Here is a 20543-nt window from a genome sequence, read left to right on the forward strand (position 1 = left end):
GTTGTTTATGATATGAGGTGATTATTTGGTTGATCGATTTTACGAAAACAAAATATATAAGTTATCAAATGGGACTCTTAATGTTACTTTAGATTATTTTAATAAGCGATTAAGAATTGATGAGTACCTTGGAGATATTCAACAGCTTAATTTGAAGGTCGATGAAATACTTAAGCTAAATACCTTCGAAAAGATAATTTGGTATATAAGAAAGGATCATGTAGAGCGTTTTATATCCAAAGGTTATACACTTGAAGCCATCATAACTCAATACTTTAATGGAAGTGAGGCTTATATTGTTACAAAATATATGACTGAACAAAGAAGAAACAGTCAACATTGGGTTAAAGAAGATCATATAATATCGGATATTGCAAATACAACAAACTTCAAGACTCCCTTAAAACTATCTCCTGAATTTACAATTCACCGCGCTTCAGAGCATGATGCCGAAAAATTGTCACATTTGTATAAAGATGTTTTTGAAATTTATCCAACTCCATTAAATTCTAAAACCTATATTAAAAAAATAATCAGGGAGAATTCTATATTTTACTATATAAAAAAGGAAGATGAAATTGTAAGCGCTGCTTCTGCTGATGTTAATTACCAATACAACAATGCTGAATTAACCGACTGCGCCACACTACCATCTTATAGAAAGCATGGGTTTATGAAAATCCTATTACAAAAATTAGAGAAAGAGTTAATCAAACAATCCATTTTCTACCCCTACTCTATAGCAAGATCTCTTTCTTATGGAATGAACTCATGTTTTTACCAACTAGGTTATAAATACTCAGGTAGACTTGTGAATAACTGTTATATTTTCGATAAGCTAGAGGATATGAATGTTTGGGTAAAGGATTTAACTCCTTCTGCCGAGAATTCGGCAGGAGATGCTTGAAATTGAGCGTGATTAACTAAAGAAGGATGAATGTGAGGTGTATTCCTTTATGTTAATCCAAGCTAAGATGATTATGGAGATATTGGAAAGTATTGATGAAGCTGTTCATGTGATCGATCACCAAGGCTTCACGGTGTATTATAATGGATTGGCTGCAAAGCATGATGGCCTTAATATCCAGGAAGTGTTAGGGAAGCATCTTTTAGAGGTATTTCCATCACTAACAGAACATTCAAGCACACTACTCAGAGTAGTAAAGACAGGAAAACCGATTTATCATCTTCCTCAATCTTATAAAAACAAACGAGGGATGCAAATAGATACGATTAATACCACAGTTCCTATTTTTGATAAAGGAGAGATTATTGGAGCTGTAGAAATAGCTAAGGATTATTCAAAGCTTAAATTGCTTTCTAATAAACTCATAGATTTACAGGGAAAAGTTAAAAGAAAAAATATGTCTCCTAATGAAGTGTTAGGTGCAAGGTATACATTAGAAGATATCATCACAATTAATAAGCATTTTCTGAAAGTACTTGAACAAGGAATGAAGGTAGCTAAATCAACATCAACTGTCCTTATTTATGGAGAAACAGGGACCGGTAAGGAGCTATTTGTCCAAGCCATCCACTCGGCATCTCCACGAAAACATGCTGCATTTATTGCTCAAAATTGTGGAGCATTACCAGAAACACTTTTAGAAAGTATCTTATTTGGAACAGTTAAGGGTAGCTATACTGGTGCTGTCGACAGAGCTGGATTATTTGAATTAGCGCATGGTGGAACGTTATTTCTTGATGAAATCAATTCAATGCCAATTGAACTTCAAACGAGGTTATTAAGAGTTTTAGAGGACGGAATGGTACGGAGAATTGGTAGTACAAAAGCCTTTCAAGTCGATGTAAGAGTCATTGTTGCAATGAATAAGCCACCCGAGGAATGCTTAAAAGATAAAGAACTTAGAGCTGATTTGTTTTACCGGCTTAATGTATCATCTTTAAGCATTCCTCCATTACGAGAGAGAAAAGAAGATATACCAATTTTAATAAAATATTATATTGATCGGTATAATCAAACCCTTGAAAAGGATGTTTCGAATATTAACGATGAGCTGATGAAGAGTTTAACTGAATACATTTGGCCAGGTAATGTTCGAGAATTAAAGCATATGATTGAGCATTGTATGAATATGGTCGATGGTCATGAAATAATGTTTGAACATATGCCTGTTTATTTTCAGCATACCCCGAAAGAAGTAACTCATAGCGAGTCAATTAAACCGCTACGACAGGTTCTAGAAGAAACAGAAAAAAACTTAATTACTGAGGCATTGAAATTATCGAGTGGAAATGTGAAGAAAGCTTCACAATTACTACAAATTCCAAGACAGACTCTTCAATATAAAATTCAAAAGTTATTAAAAAATGATTTAGTTTAAACTGCTCTTATTTGAGAGTAGTTTTTTATTTTGGCATAAAAATTGCATGTGAGTAAGTAAGAATTAAAGGAGGGAATATGATGAAGTACGATTTATATAAACCAACAAGACAATGGCAAAATATAGACCTATGGAAAAATGTCACTGAAGATCAATGGAATGACTGGTTGTGGCAATTAACAAATACAATTCGCACGATAGAAGATTTACGGAAGGTTATTAATCTTACAGAAGAAGAGGAGGAAGGAGTAAAAATATCAACGAAAACCATACCACTTAATATTACACCATATTATGCTTCTTTAATGAATCCTGATGATTCTAGATGTCCAATCAGAATGCAATCAGTGCCAATTTCTAAAGAAATTTATAAAACGAAATATGATTTAGAGGATCCTCTTCATGAGGATGAAGATTCGCCGGTCCCTGGTTTAACCCATCGTTATCCGGATAGAGTATTATTTCTTGTTACTAATCAGTGCTCGATGTATTGCAGATATTGTACGAGAAGAAGATTTTCAGGACAAATTGGCATGGGTGTCCCAAAGAAACAACTTGACGCAGCGATCCAATATATTAAGAGTACGCCAGAAGTTCGAGATGTTTTATTATCTGGTGGTGATGGCTTGTTAATTAATGATCATATATTAGAGTATATTTTAAAAAATCTTCGTGAAATTCCACATGTAGAAATCATTCGAATTGGAACAAGAGCTCCAGTGGTGTTTCCACAAAGAATCACAGAAAACTTATGCAATATGTTAAAAAAATACCATCCAATTTGGTTAAATACCCATTTTAATACCTCTATCGAAATGACAGAAGAGTCCAAAAGAGCGTGTGAAATGTTAGCGGATGCCGGGGTTCCAGTAGGAAATCAATCAGTGATTTTAGCTGGAATCAATGACAGCGTTTCAATTATGAAGAAATTAATGCATGACTTGGTGAAAATTAGAGTGCGCCCATATTATATTTATCAGTGTGATTTATCTGAAGGAATTGGTCATTTTCGCGCGCCAGTATCAAAAGGACTAGAAATTATTGAAGGGTTAAGAGGTCATACGTCTGGGTATGCAGTGCCGACTTTTGTGGTCGATAGTCCTGGAGGTGGGGGGAAGATTTCTTTACAGCCAAACTACTTGATTTCACAAAGTGCGGATAAAGTGGTGTTGAGGAATTTTGAAGGAGTGATTACTTCTTATCCGGAACCTCAGAATTATGTGGCAGGTACAGCTGATGACTATTTTAAAGGGGTCTATCCTGATTATGAAAAATATAAATCTAATGTAGGGATTGCCGGGGTTTTGAACGACCAGAAGTTTAATCTGGTACCTGAAGATCTCCAACGTCTTGATCGAAGAGAAAAATATCAGGAGGATCCGACCCATTCCTCCCTAAAAGATAAACGAGATAAACGTGACGAAATGAAGGAGAAGAAATTTAAGGTAGAACAGAAGAAATACTCAGAAAGGCCGACTGTAAATGAGTAAGGAAGTGACTTGTGAGTGGTGTGGCGCAGAGGCGACAACTGGTAGCGGGACTGTTTATTGGGAGTTGCCGGATGGGTCAAGGGCGGTTGAGATTACGGAGGCACCTGCGGTTATCTGTTCGGAATGTGGAATGGTATACCAAACGGATAATGTGACGAAGGAGATAGAGGATCAGTTGTTTTTGGTGGATACGAAGAAGATTGGTAGTTCGATAGGGTTTATGGAATTGATGGAATTGCCAAGATTGTTGAAGAGGAATTATTTTGATTTTTCTTCGTAATACCTGTATTTAAAGTTGGCACTCAGGAATGGGTGCCATTTGTCTATGAGGCTAATTGGATTTGGTCTCTAACTCCTGAACCAGACATACAAGAGTTGGTAGATTGTGTTGGAGTATTCTTAGCTAACATCGAAAAGTTTATCTTTTTTTAATTACTGCATCAAAGGAATTAGCATCTTTAAAATTCGAAATATCTTAGATTGGAAGGATTTGAACATAAAAACAATCTATGTGTATTACCTTCAATCTTGAAATGGAAATAAAGAATAGCTAAGTTAAGTTGGGTGGATTTAGCCACTGTCTATGAATCAACAGAAATTACAATTTAAATAATAAAAAGATATTTCAATATAAAAATAGAACAGCTTAAACAAGAAAGCTTTTCATTAATCTCCCTTTCTAAAATAAGCATTGTAGGGTCAGCTGTAGTATTTGACTGTCTTGGAAAAGTAAGCCCTCTGTATATGCAGGTTTCATGTTTTGTTTGCTAAACATGTAAGCTGTTTGTATTATAGAACATTTTCGATATCTCGTTGACTTGTAAGGATATCATTTAATTAAACGAGGAAGGTTAGTTTAGCTAGAGAAAAAAGTCATGTAAAACCCCTTGTTAAATAACTTTTACTTATAATCATTATTAAATCAAAGTGTGGTAAAATTATACAAGTGTTTAAGTGGAAGGAATGAGGAAGATTAATAGGATTCAAAGGATAAAAATAGAGAATATTAAGGGGAAAGATTTATACGAGTTAAGATTTAATGAATTACATGCTAATTTCCCAAATTTGTTTGTTGCACCAAATGGTTTTGGAAAAAGTACAATTGCAGCTTCTTTTAGAGCATTAGGGCCCAGTAAACTAGAATTGGATAAGGAAGATTTTTTTGATGGTGATGAGAATATCTTCCATCACTAGAATTGGAACTTATACTAGATAATATTGGTAACACAACGCTTATGGCTGATTCATCCCAGAACGATATTAATCCACTAATTGATACGTATGTGATAAAAAGTCCAGTATATGCCAAAAGTACTTCTCGTAGTTTTGGAAGGTTTTCCTCTCAATCGGCAAGGTTAGATGTAGAAGACTTAGTTTTTTATGAAAAAACTCCACAAAAGATAGAAGTAGGTTATAAACTAAAGGATATTAAGGATATGTATGGTGAAAAAGGAAAGAAGTTTAAAAAATCTAGAATTACTATGTAATAACTTCGAAGTTCTAAATAAGTGTTCTACTCAAATAAGACCACAAACTGCTATTAACAGTTTTATTCAACAGGTTTCTGATTCTGGTTCAGCAAAAGTAATTAAAGATAAAATAACCGGGGAAAGTATTAAAATAATAAAAGATAATCCTTTATTATCAAATTTTCTTGAAGTTGTTAAGGATTTGGAATACCTACCATTCGATATAGACAGCGAAATTGATTTAATATTAACCGTCATCCAGATTGTAGAAGTAATAAAGAAAGATGGTAGTAACATCAAGAAGGTTAGGACTTATTTAGAGTATGTAGAGTATCGTAGGGATATTGATCAAAAATTAGATGCATTTAATACAACTGGAAGGACGATTAAGACTAAAGAAACAAAAAATAGGTTAGTTGTTGAGTTTCTTTCTGCTAACAAAATGTCTAACGGTGAAAGAGATGTATTAAGTTTTATCTCAAATCTTTCTAAATTTAAGGTTAAATTTAAAAAAGACATAGGAATTTTCATTATCGATGAGATTTTTGATTATCTTGATGGTTCTAATATGCTAATAGTTCAATATTATCTTTCAAAGATGATTGAAGATTGTAAACACCTCGGTAAAGTGCTGTTTCCAATAATTTTAACTCATTTAGACCCTAATCTATTCAACAACTATTACTTTAATAAACCTAAAATTCATTATTTAAAAAACTATTCTTATACTGAAGATAGGACTATGGTAGATTTATTGAAAATTAGAGGAAGGGAAACCCTTTAAAGTAGCTGTCATAGCTTGTGTTAACAAACTGATTCATTGGATCTACACCTTATTAAAGAGAAAAGAACTTTTCCAAGATAGAGCCTAATAATTATGGATTTTTTGAAGAATTATCTAAAGAAATAAACGACTATATTCATTTCTATAATCATAACCGATATCAAAAAAGACTAAACGGCCTAAGCCCTTTCGAATACAGGGCTAAAGCCGTTTAGTGTTGTTTTTATTATTTCCACTGTCTACTTGACAGGGTGCAGTTCAGAACCTTTTATGAAGCAATATTTTAGCTATGAAGATGATGATGTAGAAGGTCTCACGTATATTGAAAGTGATCGGAAATAAGCTAAATGGTTCTAACGTTTGAAGATGGAAATGTTTCTAAAAAAAATGAACTTCAGATAATAGAAATACTTTATGACTTTTTACCCTTTTTTAAATAACATTTTATTATTCAATAAATAACGTTTATAATCTATACTAGATGTTAAGACCTAGTATCAAATTCAAGGGGTGATGAAATGGGTGTTGGTATCATAGGTGTAGGAGCTTATGTTCCAGAAAATATCGTGACGAATAAAGATTTAGAAGATATGGTAGATACTAATGATGAATGGATACGAACTAGAACGGGTATAGAAGAAAGGCGCATTGCAAGCGAGGATATGGATACATCCCATATGGCGATTATTGCAGCAAAAAATGCACTAGCAGATGCAAAACTAGAAGCAGAAGATATAGAACTAATATTAGTGGCAACGGCAACACCGGATAACGTTTTTCCAACAGTTGCTTGTATGGTGCAAGAGGCGCTCAGTTTAACAAATATCCCAGCAATGGACATAAGTGCTGCGTGTGCAGGGTTCGTATACGGGTTAGTGACAGCTTATCAATATATAGAAACCAATACATATAAGAATATATTGGTTATTGGAAGTGAGAAATTCTCAAAAATTATCGATTGGTCAGATAAAAATACGTGTGTCTTATTTGGTGATGGGGCTGGTGCAGTCGTTATAAGTAATGTCACAGGTGATAAGGGAATTTTATCATTTGAACTAGGGGCAGATGGTTCAGGAGGAAAGCATTTATTGGTTGATAATGAAACAGACTTTATTACGATGAACGGGAAAGAGGTTTTTAAGTTTGCCGTCCGTCAATTGCCACAATCCTGTATCAATGTAATTGAAAAAGCAGGGCTTACAAAAGAAGATATTAATTTTCTCATTCCTCATCAAGCCAACATTCGCATTATTGATGCAGCGAGAGAAAGATTGGGTCTTAAACAAGACAAAGTTTCTACGACTGTAAGGAAGCATGGGAATACATCTGCCGCATCGATTCCACTTGCTCTGTATGAAGAACTAGAAAATGGAAAGATATTTGATGGTGATATCATCGTAATAGTTGGGTTTGGTGGCGGTCTAACTTGGGGCTCTTTAGTGATTAAATGGGGTAAATAATTAAACTCATAAGGGGAAATAGTGATGAAAAAACGAGTAGTTGTAACAGGGATAGGGGCGGTGACTCCGTTAGGAAATGATGTTCAAACCACATGGGATAATATAAAAAGAGGCGTGTCAGGTATAGCTCCTATCACACAGATCAACGTGGAAAATTTTTTAGTTAAAATTGCAGGAGAGGTAAAAGGTTTTGCTCCAGAACAATTCATGGATATGAAAGAAGCAAGAAGAATGGGGCGTTTCACACAGTTTGCTGTTGCAGCCAGCAAGATGGCAGTAGAAGATTCCGAACTTCAAATAGGTGAGAACGTCCAAGCGGAACGTGTCGGAGTTTGGATTGGCTCTGGAATCGGAGGATTAGGTGAATTTGAAGAGCAGCATAAGCGTTATTTGGATAAAGGACCAAAACGAGTAAGTCCATTTATTATCCCAATGTTAATTCCTGACTTAGCCTCAGGACGTGTTTCAATTGAACTTGGTGCGAAAGGGATTAACAATTGTTCAGTTACTGCTTGTGCATCAGGTGCCAATTCCATTGGAGACGCATTCCGTGTAATCCAAAACGGTGTGGCAGATGTAATGATTTCCGGTGGAACCGAGGCAGCAATTACCGAAATGACAATCGCGGGGTTTACGAATATGACGGCACTTTCGACGAATTCAGACCCTAATACAGCAAGTCGTCCTTTCGATAGAAACCGAGATGGATTTGTGATAGCAGAAGGTGCTGGTGTTGTGATTTTAGAGGAACTTGAACATGCAAAGAATCGCGGTGCGAAAATTTACGGAGAACTAGTGGGGTACGGTGCAACCGGTGATGCCTACCACATCACAACACCTGCGCCAAATGGTGAAGGTGGTCAGCGTGCAATGAAACTAGCATTAGAGGACGCAAAACTAACGGTTGATCAAGTTGAATATATTAATGCGCATGGTACAAGTACGCATTATAATGACCTAAATGAAACATCCGCTATTAAAGAAGTGTTCGGAGATCATGCTTATAAAATTCCTGTTAGTTCAACCAAATCAATGACAGGGCATCTATTGGGAGCAGCGGGAGCAATTGAAGCCATCTTTTCCCTATTGTCTATGAAGGAAGGTATCGTTCCACCAACGATTAATTATGAAACACCAGATGAAGAATTAAATTTAGATTATGTTCCAAATAACTCTAGAGAAGCAAATGTTAACACAGTGTTGTCCAATTCATTTGGATTTGGTGGGCATAATGTTTCGTTAGTGTTTAAGAAGTTCGGGTAAATGGATTTTTTCGCAAAAGGCTCTGTTAAACATTGATGTTGGTGTTCGTGTAGGGCACCCGCCGGAAACCTGCGGAGCTAGCGGATATTAGTTTCCTAACTTCTTATAAAAATACAAAAAACGTGTCTGTGTGGTATTAAGCAAATGTATCCAAATCAAAGCTGGGTCACCTTCCCCATTAAATGATAATGCTTATTGTTAGAAGTGGATAAAAATCCGTAATCTCATGGTTCCCTCAGGCAACTGTTCCTGTATATGGCCACGAAGAGCAGAACAAACCAGTATTCATATAGACCCAAGTATGAAGCAAAGTTATATAATCAAATTGTGGATACCATCGAAGAAATCATTAAGTGGATCCGAAGACTGTGGAGGCAAAAAAAACAACTCACTAACTTGGAACGACTAAAGGGAATAACGTATTTAAATATGTTATTCCAACAAAGAGTATGCATTGAAGATTAAATCTTCGCATACTCTTTTTAAATTATAATTTTTGAAGTTTATTATTTGTAATTTCGACGATTAAAAATGCATATATTCAGCTTCGCCTTTCATTTCAACGATTTCAGATCCCCATCTCTCAAATTGCTCATTGGCTAGTTGTATCATTCTGATTTTCATTTCGATATTTAGTTACAACAACTAAATGATAACTAAGTCGATACACAGAGTGTCTATTCTTCTTAAATTCAATCATTTTTATAACGACCTCCTGATTACAACATTCTTTTTAGTGTAATTTTACCACTAAGGGGAATTTTGGATACCTAATTTATAGATCGTTCTTTATTATAGTTAACAAATTTCAGATAAGAATATTACAAGACATAAATACTGTAGGTTGATTTAAAAGAACCCCAGCTAAAATTGCTTATTGAAGTATAAAATTTGGCAAAACCTTTATGGGACTCTCGACAACCATTCAGTTTACCGTAAGAATCATTACTTTATTGAACTTGATGAACAAAATTAAGTATTACTTTATTTTTATAAATAGGTTACCTCCCATCCTTTTTAATATCTATTTTCTACATATTATTACGACTATGAGAAGAATAATAGTTAAAGAAGATATAAAGGGGAATAGAGATGGAAGACTGGAGTTTATTTACGAACAATTGGGATATGATTTGGAAATCGTTTGTCGTTTTTTTTGCTGCTTTATTTTTACTGCGTTTAGCAGGGAGAAAAACCATTGCAGATATGCTAGAGGAAAACCCACATGTAGGTGACCATAATAAACTGATTAAACCTTAGTAATTCAAGGAATAACTTATTATGGATAATAACTGACAAAGGAAAGTCAGTTTTTGCACAGTACAAGGACACTGTTAAAAATTACGGAGGCGAATCGAATATTAAGAAACGTTTCTTCGCCCCTCTATTTTTATGTAAAATGACGTAAACGTAAAAAAATTAATGGAGGGAGGACGATATCGAAGTCAACTTCTTTTTCATATTTTACTCTTACTAAATAATGAGTTAGTTCCCTTTATATAAGGTTTTGTCGAAAAAATACTAAAGTAAAGAGCAGAAAACTAGAAATAAGCATTCTCAGAATTTCCACTAAATCTTTGAATGAGTAAAAAATGGATTTGGGAGGAAAATAAAAGCTGTGGATTAATAATAAGGGAGGTTTTTTAAATGGCTAAAGTATTAGCAGTATTATCAAGTGGTTATAAGGATAAGGAGAATAGTTACGAAACCGGTTGGTGGGGCGAAGAATTATTTGCTCCTATGGAGCTTCTCGAAAAGGCAGGTCACCAAGTTGACTTAGCGTCTCCGCTTGGTGGTAAACCAGACGTTGATAAGCTGAGTATTGGTGAAGAGTATGACCCAAAAGGTACATATAAAGAAATATATGAATCAGGGAAAGCTGATGAAACAAAAAAGCTTTCAGAAATTAACGCAAAAGACTACGATGTAGTGCTTATTGTAGGAGGTCATGGAGCAATGTATGATCTTGCAAAAGATGAAGATCTACATCGAATTATTAATACAATTTATGATGAGGGTGGCATTGTTGCAGCAGAATGTCATGGTCCAGCGCCTCTTATTTATGCAAAACGACCAAATGGAGAAAGTTTTATTGCTGGAAAAAAAGTAACAGGGTATCCAGACGTTTGGGAGCCAGAAGGGTTATTAGACATCTTACCATTTAGTCTAGAACAAGAGTTGAAGAAAATTAGTAACTATGATATTGGAGATTTAGAAAAAACGGGTCATGCAGTGTGGACGGATGAGCAAATTGTAACAAGCAGAGATCCTTTTTCTTCTGAGCTAATGGGTGAAGAATTAGTTAAAGCTCTTCAAAAAAGAAATAAATAAGAAACTTTCAAGAGGTGATTCAAAAAAGACTCTTTTTTGAATCACCTTTATAGGTCAAGTGGGACACTACAATCTTTTAAGTTATTAAAAAGTGGTATTTGGCCATTGCTTTCTAAAAAATACTCTTTACATCGATAAAGTTGTCCATATGCTACCTGGGGATTCCATCAGGGTCCCCGATTGTAGGTTGACTGTAGCATTGTACTTATCGCACCTAAAACACTTCTCTTCAATTGACTACATACATCAAAGTGTCTTTCAAATATAAATATTTCTATAGAATGCAAATCATACTATAAAAATCACCTGATTTACATTCTTTTTCATACTTCCTTTAAAAAACGCAGTCCCGACCCTTTGTATGCGAAGCCTAGGGTGGGCGTGGGAAGATTGCGGTATAACCGAATTTTTACTAATTGACTTATAAGTTTTCCTATGGAATTCAATAGACAAGCTATTATTAAATGTTTTGTAAATGAAGAAATGGAATCTATTAATAATTTTAGATTATTTTCTTATTAACAAACGGATTGTTGAAGAGAGTTTTTTGTAATATTTTGTTGAAGAATGTTAAAGTGGATGGTAAATTTAAACAGTGGATAAATTATATTAGGGAGAACTAATTTGAGATTAGAGAAGGGATCCTAGAGAATTTAGATCTTAAAACCAAAGAATTACTGTTATAAAAATGATTTACAGTAATACTCGCTTATCGATTCTCCTGCCGAAACCACACTAAAACAAAAATACCTTTTTAATGGTGTAAATATTCTAGAAATACATAATGTATATGAATGTAGTAAAAAGACTTTTACATTTATTCTTATAATTTCATACATAATAGATTAGTGGATTAATAGGATAAGCATTGTAATGGTAAAACTGAAAGGTGAGAAAAAAGTGGATATAAATAGGGAAGTTGAAGAAAAAGATGAAAAAATTGCCCAGCTAGAAAGACAATTAATAGAATTACTGGAAGCTCAACAGCAAAGTGCTGCAACTATTGCGGTAGATTATAAATCAAGATCTTTAGCTCCACCGAAAGGAATTTTCAAGTCCATTTTAAAAGCTGGTGTTTCGAAGATTATGTTGGCATTGGTAATCCTTTCTATGTTAGTCGTCATTACTTTAGGAGGATTTCAGATTTTTGCGGGCAGTACCTTCAAACAAGAGTCTGTCACGTTTGTTGAACGTGTTCAAGAGCTATCCACTTTGGCAACAGCTGAAGCTCATACGAAAGCGGTTATACATGAAGAGGACAACAAGATTTTCGGGAAAGACATCTCTATTGATCTACCAGGAACAAAAAGAGTAGTACTATTAGTTGTGCCTGCGACAGTCATTGCTGGTGTTGATTTGAAAGGGATTACGTCTAAGGATATGGTTATTAATGAAGAAACAAAAGAAATAGATATTACCCTTCCTCATGCAGAACTCATCCAGGATCCATCATTACAGATGGATAAAATACAAGCCGTTGACAATAGTGGTATTTTCCGTGGTGATGTTAAAATGAATGAGGGGTTTGACCTGGCCGGTAAGGCACAAGAGCAAATTCGTCAAGATGCCATCTCTAGTGGTTTACTAGATACTGCAGAGAAAAACGCAGAAAAAGTGTTAAAGGAATTTTTTAAGAATATTGGTTATACGGTAAATGTCACGTTTAACTAATAGGACTGCCTGCCCATGCTAATGGGAACAGGCCTGTTCTAATCTACTAATCATGGGGTGATTTCATGTTGAAAAATCCATTTAAGAAGAAAACAGATCTTGAGGTAGTATCCTCATCTACTATTGATGATGTTGACAAAATTGAAATTGAAGACGAACTAGTGGATGATTTAAAAGATGAAGAAGAAAAACTAAAAGTTGAAGATATAAACAGCCACGAAGAGCATTTCTCAGAGGAAAAATTTTGGACTAAGGTACAAAAATTCTCTAAAAAAGCTGGAACTTCTGTAGTCTACGCCGTTCTATTACTTTATTACACACTTCAAAGGCCAGATGTACCATTAAAAGTTAAAGCAACCATTGTTGGGGCTTTAGGTTATTTTATTTTGCCTCTAGATATTATACCTGACTTAGCAGTTGGTGTAGGATATACTGACGACTTAAGTGTTGTAATATTCGCCTTAGTTCAAGTAGCTTTATATGTGAATGATGAAATTAAAATGCAAGCCAAAAATAAACTAAAAGATTTATTTGGTGAGAATGTAGATACAACTGAGATTGATAATAAACTAGGTAGATAATGATATTATAAGTCTGTTTCCAAGGTTTTTTGTTGTAGCTATTACAGATGAATTGAAATAATTGAAGAAATGGCACTCACAACTGAGTGCCATTTTACTATTATGAAATTTCAGTTCAATAAATAGACAGAAATTAAAATAACTTCATCTGATCGTATGAAGCGTCAAGATTAATTTTGTATCCAAGAGATTTATAACCTTCTTTTCTCTTTTCAAACATTCGTTGAAGTATGGGTTCATTTGAGTCAACGTAATCATATACTTGAACAATTTCTTTATTTTCATAAGATCTGTGCAGACGGCCAATATATTGCTGCAAAGTTCCTTTCCAAGATACTGGCATTGTTAAAAATAATGTATCAAGTCGCGAGTCATCAAAACCTTCTCCAATATATTTTCCCGTAGCAATAATTAGTCTTTCTTCATCCTCTGGAACTTCTTTTAGCTTCTTTAATCGATAATTCACATCCTTCTTTTTTACTCCACCTGTAAGCACAATCAAATTTTTGGCAAAACCTTTTAGTTTACTCTCTAATAAATCTACATGTTCTTGTCTTTCAGTAAGGATTATAGGATTTCTTCCTTCGTCTAGTGCTCTTAATACATCATCAAAGATAAGGTCATTTCGCTTTTCGCTTTTTGATAATTCACCATAAATTTTTTGGATCGTTTTATTATCTTCATCAAATTCACTCTTAAACTTGGTATACCGTGGTATCAACTGGTGATCAAACGTGTGAACCTTTGATTGTCTTTTTGCAGTTACTTTATATCTAATTGGTCCACACTGCATTCTCATTATTGGATGTAGACCATCTTTTCTTGTAGGAGTTGCTGTTAAACCATGAATGTATTTTGCAGAAGATTTCTTTAACACATTTTCAAAAGTAAAGGCAGATATATGGTGACATTCATCCACTATGATTTGACCATAATTTTTAAGTAGATTCATGTTTTCATTTCTTGAAGTTAATGTTTGTATAGTTGCGATATCTACACATCCACTTGGTTTACTTTTTCCTCCACCTATTAGACCAACATTTACTTCACCTAATTTAAGAAAAGCGTTCAAGGATTCTTTCCATTGTTCCATCAGTTGCTTGCGGTGTACAATTACTAATGTGTTTACGTTTCTTTCCCCGATTAATGCGGCACCTACAACTGTTTTCCCAAACCCAGTAGTAGCTGATAGGACACCAGTATCCTGTTCACATAACTTATCAACTGCTTCTTGTTGCTCAGGAAAAAGTGTCCCTGTAAAATCTGCTTCTATTATGTTCCCTTTATAACGATAATCCTTAATTTCATTTTCAATAGAATATTTATTAAAAAGGCTTATTATATCTTCAAAACACCCTCTTGGAAAAATAAAGTTTGTTTCATCTTCATAAGAACAATTAATCACTCGTGGTATTCCATGTGTTGATAAACGACGAGATTGAGCCTTATAATATTCGGGATTGCTAAAACTAGTTAATTCAATTAATTCTTTAGCAATAGAAGAGGGGAGACTTGATTTTTGGATCTCCACACCAATTTTTAACTCAATGGTTATCTTTTTCGGCAATGTAATATTAATAGAGGGCAACCCTTGTGATGAATCAGACAGTGTACTTATGGTCTGCTCAACGTTGGTTTTGTTGAATTTTTCGATATTTGCTAAATATCCCCATTGATCGTTTATAGGTTCGAAATTTGAATCAACAAATATACTATTCCCTTTTTCTCTGGGTACTTTTTGTAAGGGTAAGGCAATTAAATTTCCAAATCCACCCTCTGGGAGTATATCTTGATTAGGAAACATACGATCATATGAATCTAACCCAATTTGGTATCTACTTTCCATCGTTTTAGTTAATAAGCAACTTCCTAATTTTCTAGCTTTAACTGCAGGTATGGCTTGGTCAAAGAAAATCCAAATGTGACATCCGTTACCTGAACGAGATATTTCAATAAATGAAGGAACGTTATATTCTTTACAAGTTTTATAAAAGGCAGAAGCATCCTCTTTCCAACTTTTCTTATCGAAATCAAGTGCTAAAAAATAACAAGTTTCATCTTTTAATAATGGGTAAACTCCTATTGTTTTCTTTCCACTTAAATGCTCATATAATACTTTATCAGTTAGTTCTAAGTATTTTTTATGAGAACAAGCACTGCATTTAATATTTGGTTTTTCACAAATATTTGGTACCCACTCATTTTCGCATGCAGGCATATAGCCAGAACGACCACTTTTTGATTCCCAACGAACGGAGTAAACGTCAGTTCTGCCTTTGAATAGATTTTTAAATATATTAATACGTTGTCTAATCATTTCAGATTTGTTACTTTGCATAATAGGTTTCTCTTGCTCAAATTGAATATTATGTTGTATTAGTAAGTTTTTTAGTTTCTCATTTTCTTCTTTATATTTTTCTAGCTCTACTAATACTTTATTAAGTATAAGTTCCGTATTTTCGTTCATATCAAGACCTCTACAATTAGTAAGAATTATTATTCTATTATACAAGAAGAAATAAACAAGTAAAAATGAATGAGTGAATCAGGACGATCCAAAATAGGAAGGCTTGTACATTAAGAGTTGGAGTAGATAATATGGAAAGAAATAGACGAGGGCATTTATTATTGTTATGGATGTGACAGATTCCGAGCAAATGAGCCGAAAACTTGTAAAGATTGCGGAGAAAGAAGTTCGATAATGGATTGTTACGCTAGTGTGAGTCTTTTGATAAATCGTGTTATCAAACAAGTGTCGCCCAAGCACCTAAGCATACAAAAAGCGCGCCCCTTAAGGACGCGCACACTTCGAAAACTATTCATTTAATAATATGGTGAAATCATTACGTAAATAATTACTCCTGTTAAGCTTACATATAACCATAAAGGCATTGTCCACCTTGCAATTTTTTTGTGACGCTCATTTTCCATATTCCATGCTCTTGCGACCGAGGTTAATGCAAGTGGAACAATAATGGCTGCCAATAGAATATGTGTGATTAAGATAAAATAATAAACATAGGCAATTAATCCTGTACCACCGAATGGTGTTGATTCTGCTATATAATGATACGTCGTGTAGGTGAAAAGAAAGAGTGCTGTAGTAGTAAAGGCAGCATAGATAAAGCGACTGTGTACCTTTACATTTTTCTTAATAATGGCAATAAGCGCTCCAATAAGAAATAGAAACGTGAAGCTATTTAAAATGGCATTTATTAAAGGTAGAATAGTAGGGTCAAACGCTGTGAAATTCTCTACTCCTGGTATCCCGGATAATACAAAGATTACCCCATTTAACAAAATTGTCGTAATAATAATAAATGGTTTGTAATTTTTTTTCTTTACTATTTGCTTCCCATCATAGTTCATTAATTTACCTTCTTTCTAGGATGATTCCAAAATAAATTAGTTAGTCAATACAATATTAAGTGTCATCTTAGTAAAGTTCAATATATTTATTGGACAAAAGTTTTGCCATCTCGTTACAACGACGTTTTATGGACAGGTATTTTACCCAGAAATAAAATTAAATAGATCCGAAAAGAAAGATTAGAGTGGATTTAAGACATGCTAGGCTACTAACTAAAAGGGTAGTAGAATTGCATTCAAGGCAAGTCTATAGTTACTTAGTTGCCTTTCAATTGCGTAACAAACTCGGAGTAATTAGTTGAGAGAAATTAAAGTCAGGATTTAAACCTATGTGGTAAAATATAAATGTGCTAGATTCTATCTCCTATTTAGGGATATTATCACGAACTGTTCATAACTGAGTGAAAATACAAATACAAAAAGAGAATATATATACCCCAAGGAGCTAATGTTTATTTTATGTGGAAAAGATGGAGTATTATTTTATTGTGTGTATTACTTGTCCTATTTTTGATTCCGTATAGCTTACCCTTTGTTTTTGCTTTTGTAACCGCGATTTTTCTTGATGGAATCATTCAATGGTTGGCTAAAAGTATACGTATTACGAGGTTCCAGTCCGTTATTGTTGTTTTTATTAGTTATGTGTTTTTACTAATGCTAATTACGTACCATTTTATTTCAATCATTGCTAAGCAAACTGTAAACTTACTAGAAACAACACCTATTTTTATAGAAGAATTTTATATAAATACGCTTATCCCTTTAATACAGGATTGGGAAGCCTATTCTGAAAACTTACCAAGTGATGTACTTTTATTAATTCAGAATAAAATTAATGATGGTATCAATGCAATTAAGCTGTTTTCAAATGAAATGATCCAAAATATATTTAATCTTATGACTGCTATTCCTGGTTTCCTTATCGAGTTTTTAATTTATTTAATAGCCGTATTCTTAATTTGCCTCACTCTACCACAGTTAAAAGCGAATATTGAAAAACATTTATCGACAAAAACAAAAGAGAAGGTTCTTCTAATCACAAAACAATTAAACCATGCTGGGGTAGGCTTTATAAAAGCACAGATCATTTTAAGTTTACTTACGTTTGCTATGGCATTTTTGGGCTTGTTAATTTTAAAAGTCCCTTATCTAGTTATTCTATCTTTACTAATTGTGATAGTAGATATTTTGCCTATTCTCGGAACAGGGTCTGTTCTCGTTCCTTGGGCAATTGTCGCTATTTTACAAGAAAATCATTTTCTTGGCATTGGATTAATTACTCTATTTTTAGTAATTACTGTTGTTAGAAGAGTAATTGAACCCAAAATTTATTCATCTAGTTTAGGGATATCACCACTTGCATCATTAATAAGCCTGTATATTGGATTTCAATTAATTGGCATACTTGGGGTCTTTTTAGGGCCAATAGTTGTGATTATATTTGATACATTAAAGAAAGCGAATATCATTAAATTGAATTTTAAAATATAACTTGTTCATTTATCTTTTGAGCATAGAAATGATGATTAAATGTAGCCAAGGCTTGTAGAAAGAGGTTTTTATAAAGCAGACCTATAGTCTAACGAAGTATTGATTGATGGGGTTTTTATTAACTAATATATTTTTTTATAAGTAAAAAACAAAGTAGATCGTTATTTAGCGGTCTTTTTTTGCTTTTTATTTCAGAAGAATGAAAATTAATATTAAAATCAAAACGAAGATAGGGAAAAACTTCATATTTTCCTCCTATTACTTATTCAATAAAATCCTATAAATTCTATAAAGGAGATCATTAATGGAACCATCTCGAATAAAATCATCAAATAAATTACAAAAACAATCAAAGTCCTCTCTTTATAATACTTTTTGGAGATGGCACTTTTATGTTGGAATTATTTTTGCCCCGTTTCTTTTTATTCTAGCTGTAACAGGTGGCATCTATTTATTTAAGCCACAAATTGAACATATTCTTTATCAAGAGTATTACGAGATTAACCCGCAAGGAGATAAAGTTTCTGCCTCCCAACAAATTCAAGAAGTAAACCGATTGTATCCGGAGGCATTTGTTACAAAATATCGCCCTGGAGAAAGTACCTCTCGTTCAAGTGAAGTTACGATCACTTCGGGTGGTGAAACATTCACCATATTTGTTAATCCATACACTGGGAAATTTATTGGTGAGTTAAATAATGAAGACAGAATCATGAATAAGATTGAAGAGATTCATGGTGAGTTAATGGCTGGTACTATTGGGGATCGTATCGTAGAGTTAGCGGCTTGTTGGTCAATTGTTCTGATCGTAACAGGAATCTATTTATGGTTTCCGAAAAAGAAACTGCATGTAATGGGTGTCCTTATTCCAAGATTTAATAAAGGACAGAAAATACTAAGAAGAGATTTGCATGCTGTCCCAGCATTTTGGATAGCATCGGGTATGTTTTTCCTTATCATCACAGGCTTACCATGGTCGGGTTTTTGGGGAAATAATTTTCAAGCAATAATAACAAACAGTGGTTTAGGCTATCCACCCTCTACATGGTTAGGAAGTGCGCCAACATCTACGATTAACGCAGAGGATATAGCCGAAGTTCCGTGGGCTGCAGAAAAACTGGATGTACCTAAATCAGCGCTTCAAGGATTCATCCCTCTACCTATAGATGATGTAGTGGATATTGCAAATCGTGAAGGAATGCACCCAAGCTATTCGATTAATATTCCAAGTAATAAAGAAGGAGTATATACATTATCTGCCCATCCGCCAAAAGCAAAGGACGAAGCCACGATTCATATTGACCAATATTCTGGCGCTGTTCTAGCAGACTATCGATATGAAAATTATGGAGCAGTTGCTCAGGTGGTAGCTTTGGGTATAACGCTGCATAAAGGTACTGAATTTGGATTAATTAATCAACTTTTCAGTTTACTAATCTGTTTAGGTATTATTTTTGTAGTCTGTACTGGTTTTTATATGTGGGTAAAACGTAAACCTAGAAAAGAAATGGGTGCACCAAAAGCTCCTAGCTTGAGGAAGCAATGGCCATTCCTGATTTTGTTAATTGGCTTAGGAATTGTGTTTCCTTTAGTAGGCCTATCGATAATTGTTGTCTGGGTATTTGACTGGCTCTTTATACAAAGAATTGCTATTTTAAAGAGGTTCTTCAATGCATAGGTATACAAAACTATAGGGAGTTTTAATATGAATAAAAATGTAGTTGTTTTGTTTTTCTTATTTTTTACTATATTCTTAAGTGCTTGCTCACTTGAACCAGATGTTGCTCAAAAATACAAACAAGAAAAACCGTTAGTCGCTGATATTGTAATACCAGAAACATTTTCATTTACGGATTCATCAACTTTTAAGGTTGTTCTTCATCAAGATGGTGCAGTGGTTAATGGTGCTGATTTTGTTCATTTTGAGATGTGGAATCATGATGGTTCGGTCAATTATGGTATGGAAGAAGTGGTTGAAGTGGGGGATGGAATCTATCAAATTAGTAAAGCAATTAAATCCGATGGCTTGTATTATATTATGGTACATGCTGGCAATAATGGTTCGATTATCATGCCTCGAAAACAATTTGTTGTAGGAGAACTTTCAGAAAGCGAGTTGGAGTTTTTGCAAAATGGTACACAAATGAAAGAACAGAGTAATGGAGATCATCATTAACTTAACACTAACTATAACAAAGTAATTATACAGGAATTTGTGCATCACTATTAAACTTATACTATGTAGGTGGTGATACTTGTAGCAACAAAAAAAAATTTAGTAAACAAGAC

19 protein-coding genes are annotated in these 20543 nt (G+C 34.0%); 17 read left to right on the forward strand and 2 right to left on the reverse strand.

Annotation, left to right across the window (positions count from 1 at the left end; translation table 11 throughout):
- The first annotated feature begins 25 nt into the window (after window positions 1–25).
- The 14 genes from ablB to BK579_RS13835 all read left to right on the forward strand — a co-directional run bounded on the left by ablB (window position 26) and on the right by BK579_RS13835 (window position 13394).
- Window positions 26–907, forward strand: a complete 882-nt coding sequence (gene ablB, locus BK579_RS13775) for a putative beta-lysine N-acetyltransferase (protein ID WP_078546348.1) — start codon at window positions 26–28, stop codon at window positions 905–907.
- 49 nt (window positions 908–956) lie between these two features.
- The gene (locus tag BK579_RS13780; protein ID WP_078546350.1) at window positions 957–2345 is read left to right on the forward strand and encodes a sigma-54 interaction domain-containing protein; all 1389 of its coding nucleotides are present in this window, start codon (window positions 957–959) and stop codon (window positions 2343–2345) included.
- 80 nt (window positions 2346–2425) lie between these two features.
- Window positions 2426–3835, forward strand: a complete 1410-nt coding sequence (gene kamA / locus BK579_RS13785; protein ID WP_078546352.1) for a lysine 2,3-aminomutase — start codon at window positions 2426–2428, stop codon at window positions 3833–3835.
- Window positions 3828–4115, forward strand: a complete 288-nt coding sequence (locus BK579_RS13790; protein ID WP_078546355.1) for a YokU family protein — start codon at window positions 3828–3830, stop codon at window positions 4113–4115. Before kamA ends, BK579_RS13790 begins: the two co-directional genes overlap by 8 nt.
- A 683-nt stretch (window positions 4116–4798) precedes the next feature.
- Window positions 4799–5029 (forward strand): hypothetical protein, encoded by a 231-nt coding sequence (locus BK579_RS13795; RefSeq protein ID WP_078546358.1) that lies wholly within the window; start codon window positions 4799–4801, stop codon window positions 5027–5029.
- Window positions 5030–5031: 2 nt separating this feature from the next.
- Window positions 5032–5322 (forward strand): hypothetical protein, encoded by a 291-nt coding sequence (locus BK579_RS13800; protein WP_078546361.1) that lies wholly within the window; start codon window positions 5032–5034, stop codon window positions 5320–5322.
- The gene (locus tag BK579_RS13805) at window positions 5276–6088 is read left to right on the forward strand and encodes a hypothetical protein (RefSeq protein WP_204524717.1); all 813 of its coding nucleotides are present in this window, start codon (window positions 5276–5278) and stop codon (window positions 6086–6088) included. Before BK579_RS13800 ends, BK579_RS13805 begins: the two co-directional genes overlap by 47 nt.
- Before the next feature lie 77 nt (window positions 6089–6165).
- Window positions 6166–6303 (forward strand): IS3 family transposase, encoded by a 138-nt coding sequence (locus tag BK579_RS13810; RefSeq protein ID WP_078550587.1) that lies wholly within the window; start codon window positions 6166–6168, stop codon window positions 6301–6303.
- A gap of 303 nt (window positions 6304–6606) precedes the next feature.
- On the forward strand, window positions 6607–7548 hold the full coding sequence (locus tag BK579_RS13815) for a beta-ketoacyl-ACP synthase III (RefSeq protein WP_078546365.1): 942 nt from the start codon (window positions 6607–6609) through the stop codon (window positions 7546–7548).
- 24 nt (window positions 7549–7572) lie between these two features.
- Window positions 7573–8811 (forward strand): beta-ketoacyl-ACP synthase II, encoded by a 1239-nt coding sequence (gene fabF, locus BK579_RS13820; protein ID WP_078546367.1) that lies wholly within the window; start codon window positions 7573–7575, stop codon window positions 8809–8811.
- A 1092-nt stretch (window positions 8812–9903) separates the two neighbouring features.
- The gene (locus tag BK579_RS25635; protein WP_169891143.1) at window positions 9904–10071 is read left to right on the forward strand and encodes a hypothetical protein; all 168 of its coding nucleotides are present in this window, start codon (window positions 9904–9906) and stop codon (window positions 10069–10071) included.
- A 387-nt stretch (window positions 10072–10458) separates the two neighbouring features.
- Entirely contained in the window at window positions 10459–11142 is a 684-nt protein-coding gene (locus BK579_RS13825) for a type 1 glutamine amidotransferase domain-containing protein (protein ID WP_078546369.1), read from the forward strand.
- Window positions 11143–12015: 873 nt separating this feature from the next.
- Window positions 12016–12813, forward strand: a complete 798-nt coding sequence (locus tag BK579_RS13830) for a DUF4230 domain-containing protein (RefSeq protein WP_078546371.1) — start codon at window positions 12016–12018, stop codon at window positions 12811–12813.
- Between the two features lie 65 nt (window positions 12814–12878).
- The gene (locus tag BK579_RS13835) at window positions 12879–13394 is read left to right on the forward strand and encodes a YkvA family protein (protein WP_078546373.1); all 516 of its coding nucleotides are present in this window, start codon (window positions 12879–12881) and stop codon (window positions 13392–13394) included.
- A gap of 133 nt (window positions 13395–13527) precedes the next feature.
- On the opposite strand, the gene BK579_RS13840 is transcribed toward BK579_RS13835, so the two are convergent.
- Both BK579_RS13840 and BK579_RS13845 read right to left on the reverse strand, forming a co-directional pair.
- Entirely contained in the window at window positions 13528–15861 is a 2334-nt protein-coding gene (locus BK579_RS13840; RefSeq protein ID WP_078546375.1) for a TOTE conflict system archaeo-eukaryotic primase domain-containing protein, read from the reverse strand.
- A 356-nt stretch (window positions 15862–16217) separates the two neighbouring features.
- Window positions 16218–16763, reverse strand: coding sequence for a DUF420 domain-containing protein (locus tag BK579_RS13845; RefSeq protein ID WP_078546377.1), 546 nt, complete (start codon window positions 16761–16763; stop codon window positions 16218–16220).
- A 459-nt stretch (window positions 16764–17222) separates the two neighbouring features.
- On the opposite strand from BK579_RS13845, the gene ytvI reads away from it, so the two are divergent.
- The 3 genes from ytvI (at window position 17223) to BK579_RS13860 (ending at window position 20430) form a co-directional block, all read left to right on the forward strand.
- Window positions 17223–18254 carry a sporulation integral membrane protein YtvI gene (gene ytvI / locus BK579_RS13850; protein ID WP_078546379.1) on the forward strand — a complete coding sequence of 344 codons (1032 nt, stop codon included), beginning with the start codon at window positions 17223–17225 and terminating at the stop codon, window positions 18252–18254.
- 304 nt (window positions 18255–18558) lie between these two features.
- Window positions 18559–19932: a PepSY-associated TM helix domain-containing protein gene (locus BK579_RS13855; RefSeq protein WP_078546381.1), complete on the forward strand. Its 1374-nt coding sequence runs from the start codon at window positions 18559–18561 to the stop codon at window positions 19930–19932.
- 27 nt (window positions 19933–19959) lie between these two features.
- Window positions 19960–20430 carry a FixH family protein gene (locus BK579_RS13860; protein ID WP_078546383.1) on the forward strand — a complete coding sequence of 157 codons (471 nt, stop codon included), beginning with the start codon at window positions 19960–19962 and terminating at the stop codon, window positions 20428–20430.
- Window positions 20431–20543: the final 113 nt, after the last annotated feature.

This window comes from Litchfieldia alkalitelluris (genome assembly GCF_002019645.1).
Classification (GTDB): Bacteria; Bacillota; Bacilli; order Bacillales; family Bacillaceae_L; genus Litchfieldia; species Litchfieldia alkalitelluris.